This is a genomic window from Helicobacter sp. CaF467b (assembly GCF_022664765.1).
Classification (GTDB): domain Bacteria; phylum Campylobacterota; class Campylobacteria; order Campylobacterales; family Helicobacteraceae; genus Helicobacter_D; species Helicobacter_D colisuis.
On sequence record NZ_JALAIY010000001.1, the window covers coordinates 1,306,696 to 1,324,734 of the forward strand.

Genomic DNA, 18,039 nt, shown 5'->3' on the forward strand with positions numbered 1-18,039 from the left:
AACAAGCATGAAGCTTATTTGATTTCTTTAATAAAGGCATCCTTATTAAGTCTTTCTTTGACCAAGCCAAGTTGATTTTGCGCATCTAACTTTGTTTTAAAAGGACCAATTAATAAGCGATTAACCTCACCTACCTTTTGCATACTATATTTAAAATTCAAATCTTTAATAGTCCCTAGCAACTCTTTATTAGGAGAAAACTTACTAAAAGATCCCACTTGAATATAAAATCCTTTTGCAATTTCATTACTACTTTGATTTGATTGTGTTGCTACATTAGGAGCACTTGGAGTTGCCACATTATTATCCACCTTTTTCGCCTCAGGTTCAGATTTGCTTGGCACAACCACTTCTTTTATAGGAGCAACTTCCTCTTTAGGCGGATTAGGTAAGCTTTGTTCTTTTTGCTGGGCTTTGATTTGATCAATGATTCTCTGGAATTGTTCATCAGAATTGCTTGAATTTTGAGATTGAATTGGAACTTGCCCAAAATCTGTATTAGTTTCTTTTTGTTCGACCTCTGGTAACTTTGCCTCTTCTAATGGCTTGTTAATTGCAGTATTTGTTGAAGTTGCCTGTTTGGTATCACCCTGTAATAAATACACTACCAAAATAATAATAGCAAATAAAACCACTCCAATTGCTACTAATAAAATTGTTTTTTTGCTCTTAGATTCTCTTACTTCTTCATCTTCGTTACCACTAATTAGCAAATCATCAAGCTCTAATTCCTCTTTTTTGTTCTCATCAATATTTTTCATTTTCTCTCCTTTACATATGTTTCGACCAAGATGCCCCACGCTCCTTATTATAAACCCGATAAGGAACTGCAAGGACATTGAAACTTCTAGGAATATCAAGCGAAGGAAACATTTTCCACTCTGTTGGCATTTTTTGTGCCAACTTCGCACTTAACATTTTTCCTAATTGACAAGCTTCTTGAAAAGTCGTATGTCCTTTATGAATATAGAGATGTAAATGCCCTGGTGTCTTTGTTTCATAAGCAGTGAAGTTAATAAACCCCTCTTCTCTTAAAAGCAATTGCGCTCTATGCCAAAATCTCTCCGCATTAAAACCATTATAATCAAATACAATATTTTCCACTTTTTCTTGAGCATTAATAAGAGAATGCGCCACCGTAATTTCTTTTTTAAAATGACTTTGTAGAATAGTTCTAGTAAGTGGCTCATCAACTCTTTTAAATTTATCATAAAAGATCCGACCATTATGGTGGATTTTTTGTCCAATTCCTGGCTCTTTAATCCAATAATGGGTGGTAATCATTTTGATAAGTTTCAAATCCATATCTGTTAGCATTTCCACCTCTTTTTAAAAGTTTTAAAATATTGCTTTGTTATACACAGGGAATTTTAACGCAAGCTCCTTTAATTCCTCTTTTATTTGTGCTTGCTTTTGTGTATTTTGTATTTCATCTAAAACATCAGCAATTCTATTAGCCACAATCTCAAATTCTGCCTCTTTAAATCCTCTTGCAGTTAATGCTGGAGAACCAATTCTCACACCACTAGTAACAAATGGACTACGAATCTCACCTGGAACTGTGTTTTTATTTACCGTAATCCCTGCATTGCCTAATGCTAAATCTGCATCTTTACCGCTAAAGTCTTTATCAAGCAATGACAATAAAATCAAATGATTATCTGTTCCATTGCTCACGATTTTATAATTTCTCTTTTGCAACACACTAGCTAGAATCCTCGCATTAGCCTTGACTTGCTTTGCATATGTTTTCCATTCTGGCTTTAGATTCTCTCCAAATCCAACTGCCTTACCCGCAATGACATGCATCAAAGGACCACCTTGCATTCCAGGGAATACTGCCTTGTCAATTTTTTTAGCAAATTCTTCATTATTAGTTAGTATCATCCCCCCCCTAGGTCCGCGTAAAGTTTTGTGTGTTGTAGTCGTTACTATATCTGCATAAGGGAATGGGTTTGGATATTCTCCTGCTACTACAAGTCCTGCAACATGAGCAATATCCGCTAACAAAATCGCTCCAACGCTATCTGCAATTTCTCTAAAACGCTTGAAATCTAGCTCCCTTGAATATGCACTAAACCCACAAACAATCATATTAGGTTTTGTAATTTGAGCTATTTCTTGAACTTTATCATAATTGATATACCCATCTAACTCCACCCCATAAAAAAAGCTTTGATACATTTGCCCTGTAATGCTCACCTTTGATCCATGTGTTAGATGCCCACCATGGCTTAAATCCATTCCCAAAATCTTATCATATGGCTTAAGCAATGCCGCATACACTGCGCCATTGGCTTGAGAACCAGCGTGTGGTTGCACATTTGCAAATTCACAACCAAAAAGTTCTTTAGCCCGATTAATTGCTAATTCTTCTATTTTATCTACAAATTCACAACCCCCGTAATAACGCTTATAAGGGTAACCTTCGGCATATTTATTGGTTAAAACACTCCCCATAGCCTCCATAACGCTAGGAAAGGTGAAATTTTCACTAGCAATCATTTCTAAATGTGTATTTTGGCGATTTAATTCTTCTTGTATAAAACCAAAAACCTCTTGATCTGAACTTTCCAAAAAATAACTCATTTTAATCCTTTTTTTGTGGTTTAAGTGCGGGAAATAAAATCACATCTTTGATAATGTTATGACCTGTTAATAACATTACAAGCCTATCTATACCAATCCCTTCTCCAGCCGTTGGAGGCATACCATAAGAAAGTGCTGTAATATAATCCTCATCCATATATTGCGCTTCTTCATCTCCTGCTTCTTTTGCAGCCACTTGAGCCTTAAAGCGCTCATATTGATCTAATGGATCATTTAATTCACTAAATCCATTGGCAATCTCGCTTCCACCGATAAACAATTCAAATCTATCAGCAATTTCTGGATTATAATCATTACGCCTTGCAAGTGGGCTAATAGCAATAGGAAAATCTGTAATAAAAGTTGGATTAATTAATTTATCTTCCACAAAAGCGTCAAAAGCTTCACTTTGCAATTTGCCCAATTCCATTTTTGATTCTATTTTTATATTATGGCTAATTAAATACTCATATAATTTATCCTCATTGGTCGCAACTTCTCTAGGAACTCCACCAATCTCCACTAAAGAATCCAAATAAGTAATCTCTCTAAACTCACTAAAATCAATCTCTTTTTCATTAAACTGCAAAGTTTTAGAAAGATTCAAGGCTTCAAAAAGATAATTAAAAAGCGCCTTAGTTAATTGAATTAAATCTTTATAATCCTTATAAGCCCAATAAAACTCAATCATCGTAAATTCCGGATTATGTGAGTGGTCCATTCCCTCATTTCTAAAATTACGATTAATCTCAAAGACAGCTTCAAATCCGCCCACAACAAGTCTTTTTAAATAAAGCTCAGGAGCGATTCTTAAATAACGCTCCACATTTAAAGCATTATGAAAAGTAACAAAAGGTTTGGCATTTGCACCACCAGGAATTGGGTGCATCATTGGCGTTTCCACTTCTAAAAAGCCATTTTCTTCAAAAAACTTCCGCACACAAGAAACGATTTTAGAGCGCAAAACAAAAGTATCTCGCACTTCCTTATTCATAATCAAATCCAAATATCTTTGGCGATAGCGCATTTCAATATCTACTAATCCGTGATATTTCTCTGGTAAAGGACTAATGGCTTTAGTAAGAATTTGAAACTCTAGGGCATGTAGGCTTAATTCTCCTGTTTTTGTTACAAAAGGAAAGCCCTTTGCCATAATAATATCGCCTACCTCAATGTATTTTTTAAAAATATCAAATCTCTCACCCAATTCATTTTTAGAAAGATAAATCTGTAAAATCCCACTATTATCTTCAATTTTAATAAAAGCCGCTTTTCCCATAAGGCGAATAAATTTAATTCTACCAGCGACTTGTGCATTTTTATTTATATCTTTTTTTTCTTCACTCTCTAGAGTTTTAAGTGCATCAAAAGCCTCCAAAAAAGCCTTGCAATCCATCTCCTTTGGCACCCCATTGCCATAAGGATTGATTCCTATCTCCCTTAGGGAATTGGCTTTTTGAATTCGACCTTGAACATAAATATCATCTTCAAACAACTGAACTCCTTTAATCTTTTGCTTAATCTTATTAATTTTAGTTAGATTCCTCCATCCTTTTGTAGTTACTAATTTTTTTCTTCTATTTTTTCTTTAGCTTCCTTAACCTCCCCTTGTGGTAAATCAAGCTTAATAATTACCGCTCCAGAATCAAGTAATAATGGGTATAAAAAGCTATTGTCTGTGTATTTTTGCATAAATCTCTTTGCTACTTGAACATTAGAAATTGCATAAAAAATGATTGAAAAAATCATAAAGGTTTTAAAAGCCCCAAAGCAAAAGCCCAAAATACGATTCATAGAATTTAAAGCACTAATTCTTGTAACTTTTTGCAAAAGTTCTGCAATCACCAAAGATAAAATCCATACTAATGCAAGCAAAACTAAAAAACCAATCAATGAAATAGCCGATGGATTTTCAAAAGTGTAAATATGTTGGCTTATCCAACCCCCCGCTTCTGTTGCATAAACTGAAGCGATAAAAACACCACCCACAATTCCAATTAATCCAAAAACCTCACGGATAAAACCATTTACAATACCCTTAAGTCCAACCAATACAATAAGCAAACCAACGACCAAATCAAAATAACTAAAACTATTCAAAACAAAAAACCTTTTAGAAAATACATAATTAACTTTATTATTTTACACAAAACTAACCTAAAAAAAGATATGATAAGAAAAAATCTTTAAAAAATCATTACAAAAAGGAAAATAAATGGCAAGCAAGGAACATAGTTTTGATCTCTCAGCAAAAGTTGATATTCAAGAATTTAAAAACGCCCTAGAACAAGCAAAAAAAGAAATTGCAAACCGCTTTGATTTTAAAGATGATAAAGTTAAAGATTTAGATTTTAATGAAAAAGAAAAATCTCTCACTATTCTTGCCACAAGCGAAAATAAAGCAAAGACTATTAAGGATATTTTTGATTCCAAACTCATCAAACGCAATCTTTCTTTAAAAGTTTTAAAAGAAGTCTCCAAAGACAATGCAAGTGGAGGAAATCTCAAAATAACTTACAAACTTAATGATGCCTTAGATGATAAAAATATAAAAACCATTAACGCAGAAATTAAGAATCAAAAATTCAAAGTCCAAACGCAGATTCAAGGGAATGAGATTCGCATTAAATCCAAAGACATTGACGAGCTCCAAAAAGTTATCGCCCATCTCAAAAAAATGGAATTAGAAATTTCTTTAAGTTTTGGAAACTTCACTTGATAGGGATATTTTCATCTAGCAAAACAAAATTCACCCAAATTACACTGGGGATTCTTGCGGCTCTTTTTTTAAGTGTTTTTATTTATGAAGAGCATTTTTTTAACACTTGGAGACACCCTCTTTTTTCTAGCTTTTTTGCAATTCTTGGATTTTTTATGCTACTGCAACTCTCGCGTTTAAGCACTTTTGTTTGTGGTAGTAGCATTGGAATTTTATGGTTTTATTGGATTGGCTTAAGCTTTCGTTTTTATGATTTAACCTACCTTATTCCATTAGTTTGGATTTTTGTAGCATTGATTTTTGGAATCTTTTTTTTAGCTTTGTGTTATTTTAAAACCCCAATTTACAGAATCTCTGTCCTACTTTGTGCAAGCTTTATTCATCCTTTTGGTTTTAATTGGTTTATCCCTGAATTAACACTCACTCAAAGCTACTTTTTTCCTTCAAAAAGCATTCTTGCACTTTTATTAATATTGCTTGTTATTTTTAGCTTTCTTATTCAAAAGCAATTCTACAAAATAAGCTTTTTATGGCTTATTTTGGGTTTATTTAGCATTGGGATATTTAGCCAAACCCTCTACCCAACTCCCAAAGAATCGCCCCTTAAAATCAAAACAATCTCTACAAATATTCCCCAAAATTTACGCTGGGATTCTAGCAATTTAAAACAAATTATTGATGAAAATTTTAGCCTTATTCAACAAGCCAAACAAGAAAAATATGACTTAGTAATTTTACCTGAAACCGCTTTCCCTATCGCTCTAAATGCCGAAGATTCTCTGCTTAAAATATTGCAAGATTTAAGTCAAGATTTAACGATTTTAGTGGGTGCTATCCATAAGCAAGGCAATTCTTATTACAATAGTGCTTATCTTTTTAATCAAGGAGAAATGCAAATTTTTGATAAAATTATCTTGGTTCCTTTTGGCGAAAAAATCCCCCTCCCCCAATTCTTTGTAGATTTAATCAATCAAATCTTTTTTAAAGGTGGAATGGATTTTACAACCAATTCCAATCAAAAACCAAACTCAACAATTCTCCAAAATCAACACTTTCAAATTGCAATTTGCTATGAAGCTACAAGACAAGAATTTTATCAAGATTCTCCAAGTTTTTTGATTGCTATTAGCAACAATGCTTGGTTTAAGCCCAGTATAGAACCAACTCTACAAAAACTTTTAATGCGATATTTCTCACTCAACTATGGCACAACCATTTATCACTCAAGCAATGGATCACAAGACTTTATTCTCTCTCCTTAAGCTCTTTTGCGTATTTTTTCTTAATTTGATAAACCTTATACCAGAGCCACAGATACCCTCCTTTATACCATCTCTTAGGGGCTTTCAGTACCGCTTCGCCTAATTTTATCAATAACAGATAATAGCTGATACTTCCGGCAATTCCACCACAATACTCCTCAATGGCTTCCTTGATAAATACTACATCAGGAATTAAAAAATTAAAATCATATTCTTTTTCTATTTTTATATCTTCTTTTAAAAAGCTTTCATATTCTAATTTTTCGCAAGATACTACAAAAAAATCTACCAAATTGCAATAATCCAATATCTTTTTAGGTTTAGTATTTAACCATTCACTCCCCTCTGTCATTTGAGTATTTTTATTTGCTAAAGAAATGGTAACTTGACTATCAATTAAAATAGGATTAATGGTGTGAAAGATTCTGCCATTAGGGCTACCCTTGATAATGCAAGAATCTTTAGTTTTAATACGCATTTTTGAAGCAATGAAATCTCCACCAATATCTGTTTTTTCATTATTTCAAGTATGAATCCCCACTAAAAAAGTATTATAATATTGCTCTTTAAATTTTAATTCAATATCTTTATCTATTTTAAAAGCTTTTTCACAAAATACAGAATTTTTTATCTCATTAACTTCTAATTCTTCCCCACCTTCCATATCTTTTGGAGAAAGAATAGTAAAATACATTTTTTGTGTTTCTGTAATGTTGGTATTTTTTTGTCCTTTAAGCAAATCTAAATAACTTGCAATATTTTGTCCCAATGTTTTCATTATTGGGTTAATTTGATGCAATTTATCTCCCTGCATATAAAAGTCCATCACATTCTTTTCTTCATAAAAACCATGCATATCTATCACATTAAACCCATGTTTTTTAGCCCAATATCTATGAGCATTATTAATTGTTTCTATATCAGAATAACTTTTATCATAAAGAGGTAAAATTAAAACAAGTACTTTCTTATTCAACTTAGACAATTCATTATAAAGATAGGCTATACTTGCAATAACCACTTCTAGCTTTAGCTTAGCATATGCATTAAGATTTCCAATATCGTTAATGTTGCTTTCTGTAATGATAGTATCCGCCTCCATAATAGCTTTTTGATTGCGTGGCAATTTTAATTCATATAAATTTTGCAAACTCCCTGAAGCACCTAAAGCCAAATTAGTCAAATGGACATTATCTTGCTCCAATCCACTTTTTATGCCATTTTTCATCATAGAATTACTGCCACCCAATAAAACAACATTATTTTTTGACATTTTATCTCTCACAATTATCTTGTTGAAAAATCCGCTTACTAGGCCACTCCAATGCACTCAATACCGCACTTTTAGAATCATCTCCCACATACACACAGCCTGTATCAATTGCTGCAAAATTCTCCATTATCATTGGCACTTTTCGCACATCATGCCCAAAGACATTAAAAACCCCATAATTTTTCTTTGATTCTTTTTCCCAATTATGAGATTTTAGCCGACTCCAAGTCACCATTTCTGCTTTCTTTTCTTTTTCTTTGTAGTAAGGCAATCCAAAACCATGGGTTACAAAAAGTTTTTGTCCTTTTTCATCACAAAGCGGAATCTCTAAAAATCGTGGCAACTTTAAAAACCACTCCAAATGCTCGTGAATCTTCTCAAATCCACCATTTCTTTGGTAACTCTCCATTGCTTCATAGCCACCATTATTAATCCAAATTTTATTATAACTTTTTGAAGGAATAGCATGATAATATTCTAACATTAACTCTTCGTGATTCCCAAGCACACAGGCATAATTATATTTCATCACCAAATCCACAACTTCACAGGATTTTGCTCCTCTATCTATCAAATCTCCCGTGAAAATAATCTGCGAATCCCATTTTTGTGGTAATTTTTCAATCAAAGCACACAAAGTATCCAAACATCCATGCACATCACCAATAACATAAATCGACTTAGAATAATCCAAGGCTTAAATTCCCATCCATCGCAAAACAAAAAAGCTTACCGCACCTAGCAATGCAGAGAGTGGAACGGTAATTAACCAAGCTGCAATGATTTTATTAATTGCTGAACGCTTAACAAGCTCTTCTTGATAGACTTTTTTGAGTTGTTTTTGCTCTTTTTTCTTGATTTCTGGAATCCCTTCTTTGCGTTTTGCTTTTTTTCTATCAATGCTTTTTAAAATAGCTGCCTTTTTCTTAATGGAAGCCCTTCTAAAACGCTCCAAGAATCTCCGAATTTGCTCACTATCATTACCCTTATAAGATTCTAGTATTTTTAGCTCCATTTGCTTATACCGCTTCTTTAAATACTCGCGCAAAAACCCTACACCAAAGACCGCACCAACAGCAATATGCGTAGAACTAACCGGCATTCCAAGCTCACTTGCTATAAGCACAGTCAGAGCTGCACTCATAGAAATACAAAAGGCACGAATCTGATCAAGCTCAGTAATCTCACTTCCAACCATTCTAATTAATTTAGGACCAAATAATGCCAAACCAATAGAAATTCCAAGCCCACCCAAAAACATAATCCAAAATGGAATACTCGTTTGACTGCCCAAACTAAAACCTTCTTTTAACGCATCATAAATAGCTACCAAAGGTCCAATAGCATTTGCCACATCATTTGCTCCATGTGCAAAACTCAAAAGTGCTGCAGAAAAAATCAAAGGAATGGTAAAGAGTTTGTTGATTTCCTCTTTTTTGTTTTCCATACTCTCCACAGCATTAGCAATCATCACCCTAACTATCAAAAACACCACCACAGCAAGAACTATACTAACTATCAGTGCGCTTGCAAAATCTACTGCAATTACATTCTTTAAACCCTTATTAATGAGATATAAAGTAAAAGCCCAAGTCATAAAAGCAATTAAATAAGGGACAACCCTCTTAGCTGCTTGCTTTTTATCTTGTTTATAAGTAATGGTATTTTTAATAAAAAATAGCAATAAAGCAGCAATAATCCCACCACTCACAGGCGAAATTATCCAACTAGCAGCAATATTCCCAAACTCCATCCAATTAGCTACACCAAAGCCACCCGCTGCAATTCCTGCCCCTAAGATTCCACCCACAATAGAATGTGTTGTTGAAACTGGCGCACCAATTGCAGTAGCAAAATGTAGCCAAATTGCACCAGAGAGCAAGGCTGCTAACATTAAAGTTGCAAAATTCCGTGAATCACCAATCGCATCCATAGAAATAATTCCAGAACGCACCGTATCTACAACTTCACCTCCAGCAATCAAAGCTCCTGAAATTTCACAAATTGCTGCAATTGTAATTGCTCCAAACATGCTTAAAGCCTTAGAACCAACTGCAGGACCAACATTATTAGCAACATCATTAGCGCCAATATTAAGTGCCATATATCCACCAACAATTGCAGCAAATCCTAAAAATAACGAGTTTGTAATGTTATCATCATTCCACATCACTAAGACTATAATTAACAATACAAACAAAGTAATAACTCCAATTCTTTGCATATCTTCAACATTTAAATGCAAAGCCCTTTCATACCGCAAAAAATCTTTAATACTCACAATTCCTCCGAATAATCCGAATAATATGCATAAAAACATGATGATTCTACAAAAAATTACTATAAAAATTACTTTAATTTTTAAAATACCTTTAAAGAGAATCAAGAGAAAATCAAATAAATTATTTTTTTAGAAAAAATTAACTTGGAACAAACTTTGCTTATTTCTCAATAAAGAAACCAAAAACAAAGGATAAGCTATGAAAACCACGCACTTTTTAAAAACTGCTTTCCCAAGTCTTGCTTTTATCTATGGACTGCTACTAAATGGTTGTGCCACCACAGAACCGCAAATCTCCTTTAAACCACCTGCTTATGTTGAAGAATTACCACCCAAAGAGGAAGAGGATAATTTCGGAAATCCAGGTAGTATTTTTGGACAGGGAGATAACTTACTTTTTTCTGATAGGCGTGCAATGCAGCTAAATGATCTTGTAACTGTTATCATCAATCAAACCGCCCAAGCAAGCTCAAGTGCCAATAAGAATCTGAATGAAAATTCAAGTGGAACTTTTGGCGCTCCAAGCCTTTCTTATGCGGGATCTAGCTCAAGCATCGGAAGCATTGTTAATGGAATCAACAATGCCACAGGTTTTGGAATTAACCTTGGGAACAACACTTCTACTTATGCAGGAACAGGAACTCAAAACCGCCAAGAAACCTTTACCACAACTATTGCAGCAAGGATTATTAAAGTTTTACAAAATGGTAATTATTTTATTGAAGGTAGTCGCGAAGTGCTAATTAATGGCGAAAAACAAATTATCCATTTAAGTGGTGTTGTGCGCCCAACAGACATTGCAAGAAACAATACCATTGAATCTCAATATATCGCTGATGCAAAGATTATGTATGACACCCAAGGCGAACTTAAGAAGAGCACAGAAAAAGGCTGGGGAACAAAACTTATTGAAAGTGTTTGGCCTTTTTAATTCTTTTCCTAAATTTTTTAGGAAAAGTTTAACTCCAAAGCTTCATATCTAAAAAATAAACTTTAAAATCCCTATTTAAAGCAAAAGAAACTAAGATTTTTTTAGCTTAAGCTATGATAAAATACGACAATTTTTAATAAAGGACTTGCGTGCAACAACAATACTTCACAGGGACAAGGGGAGGGAATTGCCCTTCTGTAACCTTTCAAGATGCTCTCTTAAACCCTAATGCTCCTTATGGCGGATTATACACTTTAAAAAACTTACCCACTTTTTCTAAGGAGCAAATTCAATCTTTTGCAAATTTAAATTATGCTTCTCTTGCAAAAAATATTTTTCAATCACTAGGATTAGACATCAAAGATTCAATCCTTGAAAACGCCTTAAAGCTTTATGAAAATTTTGATAACCCAGAGATTCCTGCTCCACTTGAAAAAATCAATGAAACTCTCTATATTCAAAAGCTCTATTGTGGTCCAACAAGAGCTTTTAAGGATATGGCATTGCAGCCTTTTGGCTCAATTTTTAGTGATTTTATTAGCAATTCTTCCAAAGAATATCTTATTTTAACAGCGACAAGTGGAGACACTGGTCCTGCTACTCTCCAAAGCTTTGCAAATAAGCCAAACATCAAAGTCGTTTGCATTTATCCAAAAGGTGGCACAAGCGATGTCCAACGCCTACAAATGACAACCCTAGAAGCCAAAAATCTTAAAGTAATTGGAATTAATGGAAATTTTGATGATGCGCAAAATATGCTAAAAACTCTCTTAAAAGATGAAAATTTCAAAGCAACTTTAGAGCAAAAAAACATTTCTCTAAGTGCTGCAAATTCTGTCAATTTTGGGAGAATCGCATTTCAGATTCTTTATCATATTTATTCTAGTTTGCAAGTTTATAAACTAACCAAAAAACCTATTAATATCATTGTCCCTAGTGGGAATTTTGGAAATGCGCTTGGTGCATTTTATGCAAAAATAATGGGCTTCCCTATCCAAAAAATTTGGATTGCCTCAAATTCTAATAATATCCTTACAGAATTTATCCAAACAGGGACTTATGATATTTCTCACAAATCTTTGCAAAAAACCTATTCTCCTGCAATGGATATTCTAAAAAGTTCCAATATTGAACGAGTGTTATTTGCGCTCTTTGGGGAAAATCGCACAAGAGAGCTAATGGAAAATCTTGAAAAAAATAAAAAATATTCTCTTGAAAAATCCGAACTTCAAATGATTAAGCAATATTTTGAAGCTACTTTTTGTGATGATTCTTATTGCCTTGAAACGCTTAAAAAATACGCTACTATGGGGATTATTATTGATCCACACACTGCTTGTGGTATTAAGGCTTACGAACAAATCCAAAGCCTTGATTCTAGTATTCCTTGCATACTTTGCTCCACTGCAGAATGGACTAAATTCGCACCAACTCTCACAAAAGCCTTAGAAATGGGAGATTTAAGCGATGAAGAAGCGTTACACGCTCTTGCAAAAAAATTCTCCATTACCATTCCAGAACAAATTTTGGAACTCTTTGCTAAAAATGAAATTCACACACAAGTTGTAGATAAAGACTTACTCCCACAGACTATTTTACAATGGCTATAAGAAGGATTAATATGCTATATTTTTCAGAACTTTTATTAAAACTCCAGCAATTTTGGCAAGAACAAGGTTGCTTAATTATTCAACCCTATGATATTCCAGCAGGTGCTGGGACTTTTCACCCCGCAACTTTACTTAGAAGTCTTGATTCTAAGCCTTGGAGTGTTGCTTATGTCGCCCCCTCTCGTCGCCCAACAGATGGGCGTTATGGAGAGAATCCTAATCGCTTGGGCAGTTATTATCAATTTCAAGTTTTAATCAAGCCAAATCCCGATAATATCCAAGAACTCTATCTTAAAAGCCTTGAATTCTTAGGGCTTAATCTCAAAGATCATGATGTGCGTTTTATTGAAGACAATTGGGAATCACCAACACTCGGTGCTTGGGGGCTTGGCTGGGAAGTATGGCTTGATGGAATGGAAGTTACACAATTTACCTATTTCCAGCAAGTTGGAGGAATCCCTTGCGAACCTGTAGCAGTAGAAATTACTTATGGGACAGAGCGCCTTGCAATGTATTTACAAGGCGTTGAAAATATTTTTGATATTACTTGGAATGAACATTATACTTATGCAGATGTTCATTTAGAAGGGGAATATGAATTCTCAAAATATAATTTTGAAGTAGCTGATACCAAAATGCTTTTTGAATTTTTTGCCAAAATGCAAGAAGAAGGTAGAAGAGCTCTAGAAGCAGGACTTCCTTTACCTGCTTATGATTGTGCTATGTTGGCTAGCCATCTTTTTAATGTCCTTGATGCTAGAAAAGCCATTTCAGCTACTGAACGCCAGAACTATATCTTAAAAATTCGCGATCTCTCAAAAGCTTGTGCAATACTTTACAAAGAGCAAGAACCAATGCGTATGGAGCGATTAGAAAATGCCAAAAAAACAAAAAAATAACATTTCTCATCTTCTAGATATTTTAGATTCACTAAGCCCTTTTTCTTTGCAAGAATCCTGGGATAATTCAGGATTGATTCTAGGAAGCAAAGATGGAAGCTTTAAGCAAATTTATGTTGCACTAGAAGTTACTCAAGAGCTTTTAGAACAAATAAAAGCAGATTCATTACTTATCACACATCATCCCTTAATTTTCTCTCCACTAAAGCAGCTTATTAGCGAATCTTATCCTTCCTCTTTGCTTTGCTTGGCTATTCAAAAAAATATTCAACTCATTGCAATGCACACTAATTTTGACAAAACACATTTTGGTAAATATATCACAAAAGAAATTCTAGGAATCAAAAATTTTTCACAAGAGGAATTTTTAGTGCAATTTCAATGGGATAGCGATTTTCATTCACTCTGTGCCTTAATCAAAGAAAAATTCAAACTCCAAACTTTAAAAATTACCCAAACCACAAACCCACAATGCAAGAATATTGCACTTATTACAGGAAGTGGGGGAAGTTTTATAAGCAAACTAAATCACATTGATTGCTTTATTACAGGAGATATTAAATACCACGAAGCCATGGAAGGAATGCAAAAAAATATCCACCTTATTGATTGTGGTCATTATGAATTAGAACGCTATTTTGGGGAAATTCTTTCATCACTTTTGACAAATCTCGGCTATAAAGCTATAATTTTAGACTCAAAAAATCCTTTTAGCTACATTTAAAGGTCATTTTAAAATCGGAGTAATTTATGAATAAACACCTAACTCAGCTCATAGAAATTGCAAATCTTGATAAAGAAATCGATTCTTTTGAGCCACGAATCAAAGAAGCCAACAAGGAATTAAATCAGCTTTTATCTGAACAAAATACGCTACAAACTCAAGTAGATGAGATAAAAAATACTGCAAAAGACATTTCTCTCTCTATTCAAAAAAACGAGAATCACCTAGAAGATCTCTCTTTGAAGCTTGAAGAAATTGCCAAGAAAACCAAAATCATCAAAACCGAAAAAGAAAGCAAAGCCTTAAGTCTTGAAGAAGAGCTTGCAAAAGAGCAAATCACTTTTGCTAATGAGGAAATCGCGCGTCTAAACACTCTTTTGGAAACTAAAAATAGCAATATCAAAGAATTGCAAGACAAGATTAGCGCACTTCAAGAATCGCAAAAAGAAATTGAAAAAAAAGTTGAAACAGAAATTCAAAAAATCAAAAAAGAGCAACAAGAAGTTTTTAACAAAAAAGAAACCCTAATTAAAATTATGGATCAAAAAATTATTTCTTTTTATGAAAAAATCCGTAAATGGGCAAAAAATACAAGCGTAGTGCCTATTACTAGACAAGCTTGTGGGGGCTGTTTTATTCGCATTAATGATAAAATTTACTCTGATGTTATCCGCTCTGATGATATTATCACTTGCCCACATTGTGGAAGAATCCTTTACAACCAAGAAGAAAATGCTTAAATCTTATGGGCTTGTTTGTAAGTTTTTACTATCTACTCCTTTGTGTGGCGCATATTTGCGCCTTGCCTCTTTTATTTATTTTAAGTTTTAAATCTAAATACACTACTTCTATTAAAAGGCGATTTTTTCTTCCGCAATTTATTGAGAGTAAAATGCAAATCCATTGGCTTCATGCTTGTTCATATGGCGAAGTTAAATCTCTGCAAGGTATCATCACAAACCTAAGCCCACTTTTAAAACCCAACGAACAGATTCTTTTAACCACCACCACACAAACAGGCTACAACTTAGCTAAACAGCTTTTTCCAAATGTATTTGTTTGCTTTTTACCTTTTGAAACTTTTATCCCCTTTTGGATTAAGAATCTCAAAATCAAAAGCCTCACTTTAATAGAAGCTGAACTTTGGCTTATGCCACTTTTTTGTGCCAAAAACAAAAATGCTTCCACTCTTTTAATTAACGCTCGAATCTCATCAAATTCATACAATAGATATCATAGGCTAACTTTTTTTTATAGCAGACTTTTTACTCTTATTGATAATATTTTTTGTCAAGAAAAAAAAGACAAGCATTACCTACAAACCCTAGGAGCAAGAAATATCAAGGTGTTTGGCAATCTCAAACTTGCAGAAATTCCACAAATCACACAACACTACCAAAAACCAAGCCAAGAGCTATGGCTGATTGCTAGCACGCACGAAAAAAACTCCAAGCAAGAGGAAATTCTCATTCTCAAAGAGATTTTGAAGATTCTCCCAAAAGATTCACCCAACAACCCTAGAATCCTATTTGCTCCTCGTCATCCAGAGCGCTTCACGCAACTAATAAAAACACTCAACGCCCTTCTTAAACAAAATCATCTCCCAAGCCTAAGTGTTGCTTCCCAAGATGGAATCCAAGTTAGCATTAATGCACCCTTTGGATTTATTGACACTTTAGGAGAGTTAAACAATCTCTACCCTATTGCCTCACTAGTGGTTTTAGGTGGGAGCTTTTTGCCAAATATTGGAGGACACAATCCAATAGAACCGGCATTTTTTAGAACCAAACTCATTAGCGGTCCCTATATTTATAATCAAAAAAGTCTTTTTAAATCACTCCAAAATTACACTTTAACCGATTTAGAAAATCTTCATAAAATACTGACTAAATCCGATTTACTTCTCCCATGCAAAATCACAAAAAAACTAGATATATCCAAAATCATTAATACTATAAGGAATGAAAAATGAAACCAAAACAAACTAAGAATTCAGCCCAAAAGAATCAATCCATTTCTGCAAAGATTCCAAGCAATGCACAAAAGGCTTACAAGCTTTTAAGCGTGCAAGAGGGAATCTCTCATAATGAAGCAAAAAGTCTTATTGATAGGGGGCTAGTTACCATTCAAGGAAAGAAACTCAAAATTGCTCGTGCTTTGCTTAGCCCAAATACGCATTTTAAAGTTCAACAACTTCCGCCTATTAAAATAATTTTTCAAGACCAAAACATTCTTGCCCTCTCCAAACCAGCTTTTTTAACTTCAGAAGAAATTGCTAAACTCTATCCACAATGGGCATTACTTCATCGACTAGACAAAGAGACAAGTGGGATTTTGTTGTTTATCAAAGAAAATAGCCCCTTTCATCTTAAAGCAAAGGAAGAATTCAAAAAGGAACAAGTCTTTAAACAATATGTCGCTATTGTAGAGGGTATCATTGAAGAAGAACAAGAAATTACTGAGCCCCTTATTATTCAAAAAGGGCATTTTGCTAAAGTCATCGTGGCAAAGAAAAATGGAATCAAAGCTTACACAAAAATCACTCCCATAGAAATTGAGGGCAAAAAAACCAAGCTAGAGATTTTAATCAAAACAGGGAGAACCCACCAAATAAGAGCACACTTAGCTCATATTAAACACCCCATTATCGGCGATACCTTTTATGGAGGAAAACCCGCTAATCGAATCTTGCTACATGCACAAAAAATTGCATTGCTAGATTATAGCTTTGAAGATTCTCCACCAAAAGAGTTTCTTTTGGGATAAAATAAAAGAATTTTAAGTAACATTTTGATATATTCCAGTGCTTATTTTTATATTGGAGCTTATACGAATGAATGAAGCAAAATCAATTTGGATGGATGGCAAACTCGTGCCATGGAAAGATGCAAAAATCCATGTTTTAACTCACACTTTACACTATGGGAATGCAGTATTTGAAGGAACAAGAGCCTATAAAACCGACAAGGGAATGGCTATTTTCAAACTAAAAGAACATACCAAGCGACTTTTAAATTCTGCAAAAATTGTCGCAATTAATTCCCCCTACACTCAAGAAGAATTAGAAAAAGCACAAATTGAAATCATCAAAGATAATCATTTTACAAATAATGCCTACATTCGACCTTTAATTTATCTAGGTTATGGAGCCATGGGAGTTTATCACAAAAACTCTCCAGTGCAAGTTGCTATTGCCGCTTGGGAATGGGGCGCTTATCTTGGTGATGAAGGATTAGAAAAGGGTATCCGCGTAAAGACTTCATCGCTCACTAGAAATTCTACAAAATCCCTTTTTGGAAAAGCAAAAGCAGCTGGAAATTACCTTAACTCACAAATGGCAAAATTTGAGGCTATTGAATGTGGCTATGAAGAAGCCTTATTGCTTGATGATTTAGGAATGATAGCAGAAGGTAGCGGAGAGTGCTTTTTTATCGTTAGAGAAGGTAAGCTCATCACTCCACCTAATGATTCTTCTTTAGAATCCATTACGCAAGATTCAGTTATTACACTCGCCAAAGATTTAGGATTAGAAGTCATAAGACGCAATATCACACGCGATGAAGCTTATATTGCCGATGAAGCGTTTTTCACAGGAACCGCAGCAGAAATAACTCCAATTCGTGAGCTTGATTCTCGCATCATTGGCAATGGACAAAGAGGAGAAATCACTCATAAACTCCAAAATGCTTTCTTTGATATTGTTTATGGACGCAATCCAAAATATAGCCACTGGCTAACTTACATTTCATAA

Annotated in this window: 19 protein-coding genes; 10 read left to right on the plus strand and 9 right to left on the minus strand. The window is 34.0% G+C overall.

What is annotated here, in order from left to right:
- Nucleotides 1–14: 14 nt before the first annotated feature.
- From MKD52_RS06640 to MKD52_RS06660, 5 genes are all read right to left on the minus strand, one after another.
- The gene (locus MKD52_RS06640; RefSeq protein ID WP_242099694.1) at nucleotides 15–761 is read right to left on the minus strand and encodes an SPOR domain-containing protein; all 747 of its coding nucleotides are present in this window, start codon (nucleotides 759–761) and stop codon (nucleotides 15–17) included.
- 10 nt (nucleotides 762–771) lie between these two features.
- Nucleotides 772–1,317, minus strand: coding sequence for a DUF1882 domain-containing protein (locus MKD52_RS06645; RefSeq protein ID WP_112056959.1), 546 nt, complete (start codon nucleotides 1,315–1,317; stop codon nucleotides 772–774).
- A gap of 21 nt (nucleotides 1,318–1,338) precedes the next feature.
- On the minus strand, nucleotides 1,339–2,589 hold the full coding sequence (locus tag MKD52_RS06650) for a serine hydroxymethyltransferase (RefSeq protein ID WP_242099695.1): 1,251 nt from the start codon (nucleotides 2,587–2,589) through the stop codon (nucleotides 1,339–1,341).
- Nucleotide 2,590: 1 nt separating this feature from the next.
- The gene (lysS, locus tag MKD52_RS06655) at nucleotides 2,591–4,084 is read right to left on the minus strand and encodes a lysine--tRNA ligase (RefSeq protein WP_242099696.1); all 1,494 of its coding nucleotides are present in this window, start codon (nucleotides 4,082–4,084) and stop codon (nucleotides 2,591–2,593) included.
- Nucleotides 4,085–4,152: 68 nt separating this feature from the next.
- Complete coding sequence (locus tag MKD52_RS06660; protein WP_242099697.1) at nucleotides 4,153–4,689, minus strand: CvpA family protein; 537 nt, start codon at nucleotides 4,687–4,689, stop codon at nucleotides 4,153–4,155.
- Between the two features lie 115 nt (nucleotides 4,690–4,804).
- Here MKD52_RS06660 and MKD52_RS06665 point away from each other — a divergent pair, with 115 nt between their 5' ends.
- Nucleotides 4,805–5,308 (plus strand): YajQ family cyclic di-GMP-binding protein, encoded by a 504-nt coding sequence (locus MKD52_RS06665; RefSeq protein ID WP_112056963.1) that lies wholly within the window; start codon nucleotides 4,805–4,807, stop codon nucleotides 5,306–5,308.
- Entirely contained in the window at nucleotides 5,305–6,570 is a 1,266-nt protein-coding gene (locus MKD52_RS06670; protein ID WP_242099698.1) for an apolipoprotein N-acyltransferase, read from the plus strand. Before MKD52_RS06665 ends, MKD52_RS06670 begins: the two co-directional genes overlap by 4 nt.
- Here the strand turns inward: MKD52_RS06670 and MKD52_RS06675 are convergent.
- From MKD52_RS06675 to MKD52_RS06690, 4 genes are read right to left on the minus strand one after another with little or no spacing between them, the layout of a single operon-like run.
- On the minus strand, nucleotides 6,554–7,048 hold the full coding sequence (locus tag MKD52_RS06675; RefSeq protein WP_242099699.1) for a hypothetical protein: 495 nt from the start codon (nucleotides 7,046–7,048) through the stop codon (nucleotides 6,554–6,556). The genes MKD52_RS06670 and MKD52_RS06675 overlap by 17 nt on opposite strands.
- A gap of 45 nt (nucleotides 7,049–7,093) precedes the next feature.
- Nucleotides 7,094–7,843 carry a hypothetical protein gene (locus MKD52_RS06680; protein ID WP_242099700.1) on the minus strand — a complete coding sequence of 250 codons (750 nt, stop codon included), beginning with the start codon at nucleotides 7,841–7,843 and terminating at the stop codon, nucleotides 7,094–7,096.
- A 1-nt stretch (nucleotide 7,844) separates the two neighbouring features.
- Nucleotides 7,845–8,537 carry a metallophosphoesterase family protein gene (locus tag MKD52_RS06685; RefSeq protein ID WP_242099701.1) on the minus strand — a complete coding sequence of 231 codons (693 nt, stop codon included), beginning with the start codon at nucleotides 8,535–8,537 and terminating at the stop codon, nucleotides 7,845–7,847.
- 3 nt (nucleotides 8,538–8,540) lie between these two features.
- Nucleotides 8,541–10,124 (minus strand): inorganic phosphate transporter, encoded by a 1,584-nt coding sequence (locus MKD52_RS06690; protein ID WP_242099702.1) that lies wholly within the window; start codon nucleotides 10,122–10,124, stop codon nucleotides 8,541–8,543.
- Between the two features lie 199 nt (nucleotides 10,125–10,323).
- Here MKD52_RS06690 and flgH point away from each other — a divergent pair, with 199 nt between their 5' ends.
- The 8 genes from flgH (at nucleotide 10,324) to MKD52_RS06730 (ending at nucleotide 18,039) form a co-directional block, all read left to right on the plus strand.
- Nucleotides 10,324–11,055, plus strand: coding sequence for a flagellar basal body L-ring protein FlgH (gene flgH, locus MKD52_RS06695; protein ID WP_112056967.1), 732 nt, complete (start codon nucleotides 10,324–10,326; stop codon nucleotides 11,053–11,055).
- A 149-nt stretch (nucleotides 11,056–11,204) separates the two neighbouring features.
- Nucleotides 11,205–12,665 (plus strand): threonine synthase, encoded by a 1,461-nt coding sequence (gene thrC / locus MKD52_RS06700; protein WP_242099703.1) that lies wholly within the window; start codon nucleotides 11,205–11,207, stop codon nucleotides 12,663–12,665.
- A gap of 11 nt (nucleotides 12,666–12,676) precedes the next feature.
- On the plus strand, nucleotides 12,677–13,564 hold the full coding sequence (gene glyQ / locus MKD52_RS06705; protein WP_242099704.1) for a glycine--tRNA ligase subunit alpha: 888 nt from the start codon (nucleotides 12,677–12,679) through the stop codon (nucleotides 13,562–13,564).
- Entirely contained in the window at nucleotides 13,542–14,288 is a 747-nt protein-coding gene (locus tag MKD52_RS06710; protein ID WP_112056970.1) for a Nif3-like dinuclear metal center hexameric protein, read from the plus strand. The genes glyQ and MKD52_RS06710 overlap by 23 nt, the downstream gene beginning before the upstream one ends.
- Before the next feature lie 26 nt (nucleotides 14,289–14,314).
- On the plus strand, nucleotides 14,315–15,028 hold the full coding sequence (locus tag MKD52_RS06715; protein ID WP_242099705.1) for a zinc ribbon domain-containing protein: 714 nt from the start codon (nucleotides 14,315–14,317) through the stop codon (nucleotides 15,026–15,028).
- Between the two features lie 5 nt (nucleotides 15,029–15,033).
- Complete coding sequence (waaA, locus tag MKD52_RS06720; RefSeq protein ID WP_242099706.1) at nucleotides 15,034–16,260, plus strand: lipid IV(A) 3-deoxy-D-manno-octulosonic acid transferase; 1,227 nt, start codon at nucleotides 15,034–15,036, stop codon at nucleotides 16,258–16,260.
- Nucleotides 16,257–17,054: an RluA family pseudouridine synthase gene (locus MKD52_RS06725; protein ID WP_242099707.1), complete on the plus strand. Its 798-nt coding sequence runs from the start codon at nucleotides 16,257–16,259 to the stop codon at nucleotides 17,052–17,054. The genes waaA and MKD52_RS06725 overlap by 4 nt, the downstream gene beginning before the upstream one ends.
- 67 nt (nucleotides 17,055–17,121) lie before the next feature.
- Entirely contained in the window at nucleotides 17,122–18,039 is a 918-nt protein-coding gene (locus tag MKD52_RS06730) for a branched-chain amino acid transaminase (protein WP_112056974.1), read from the plus strand.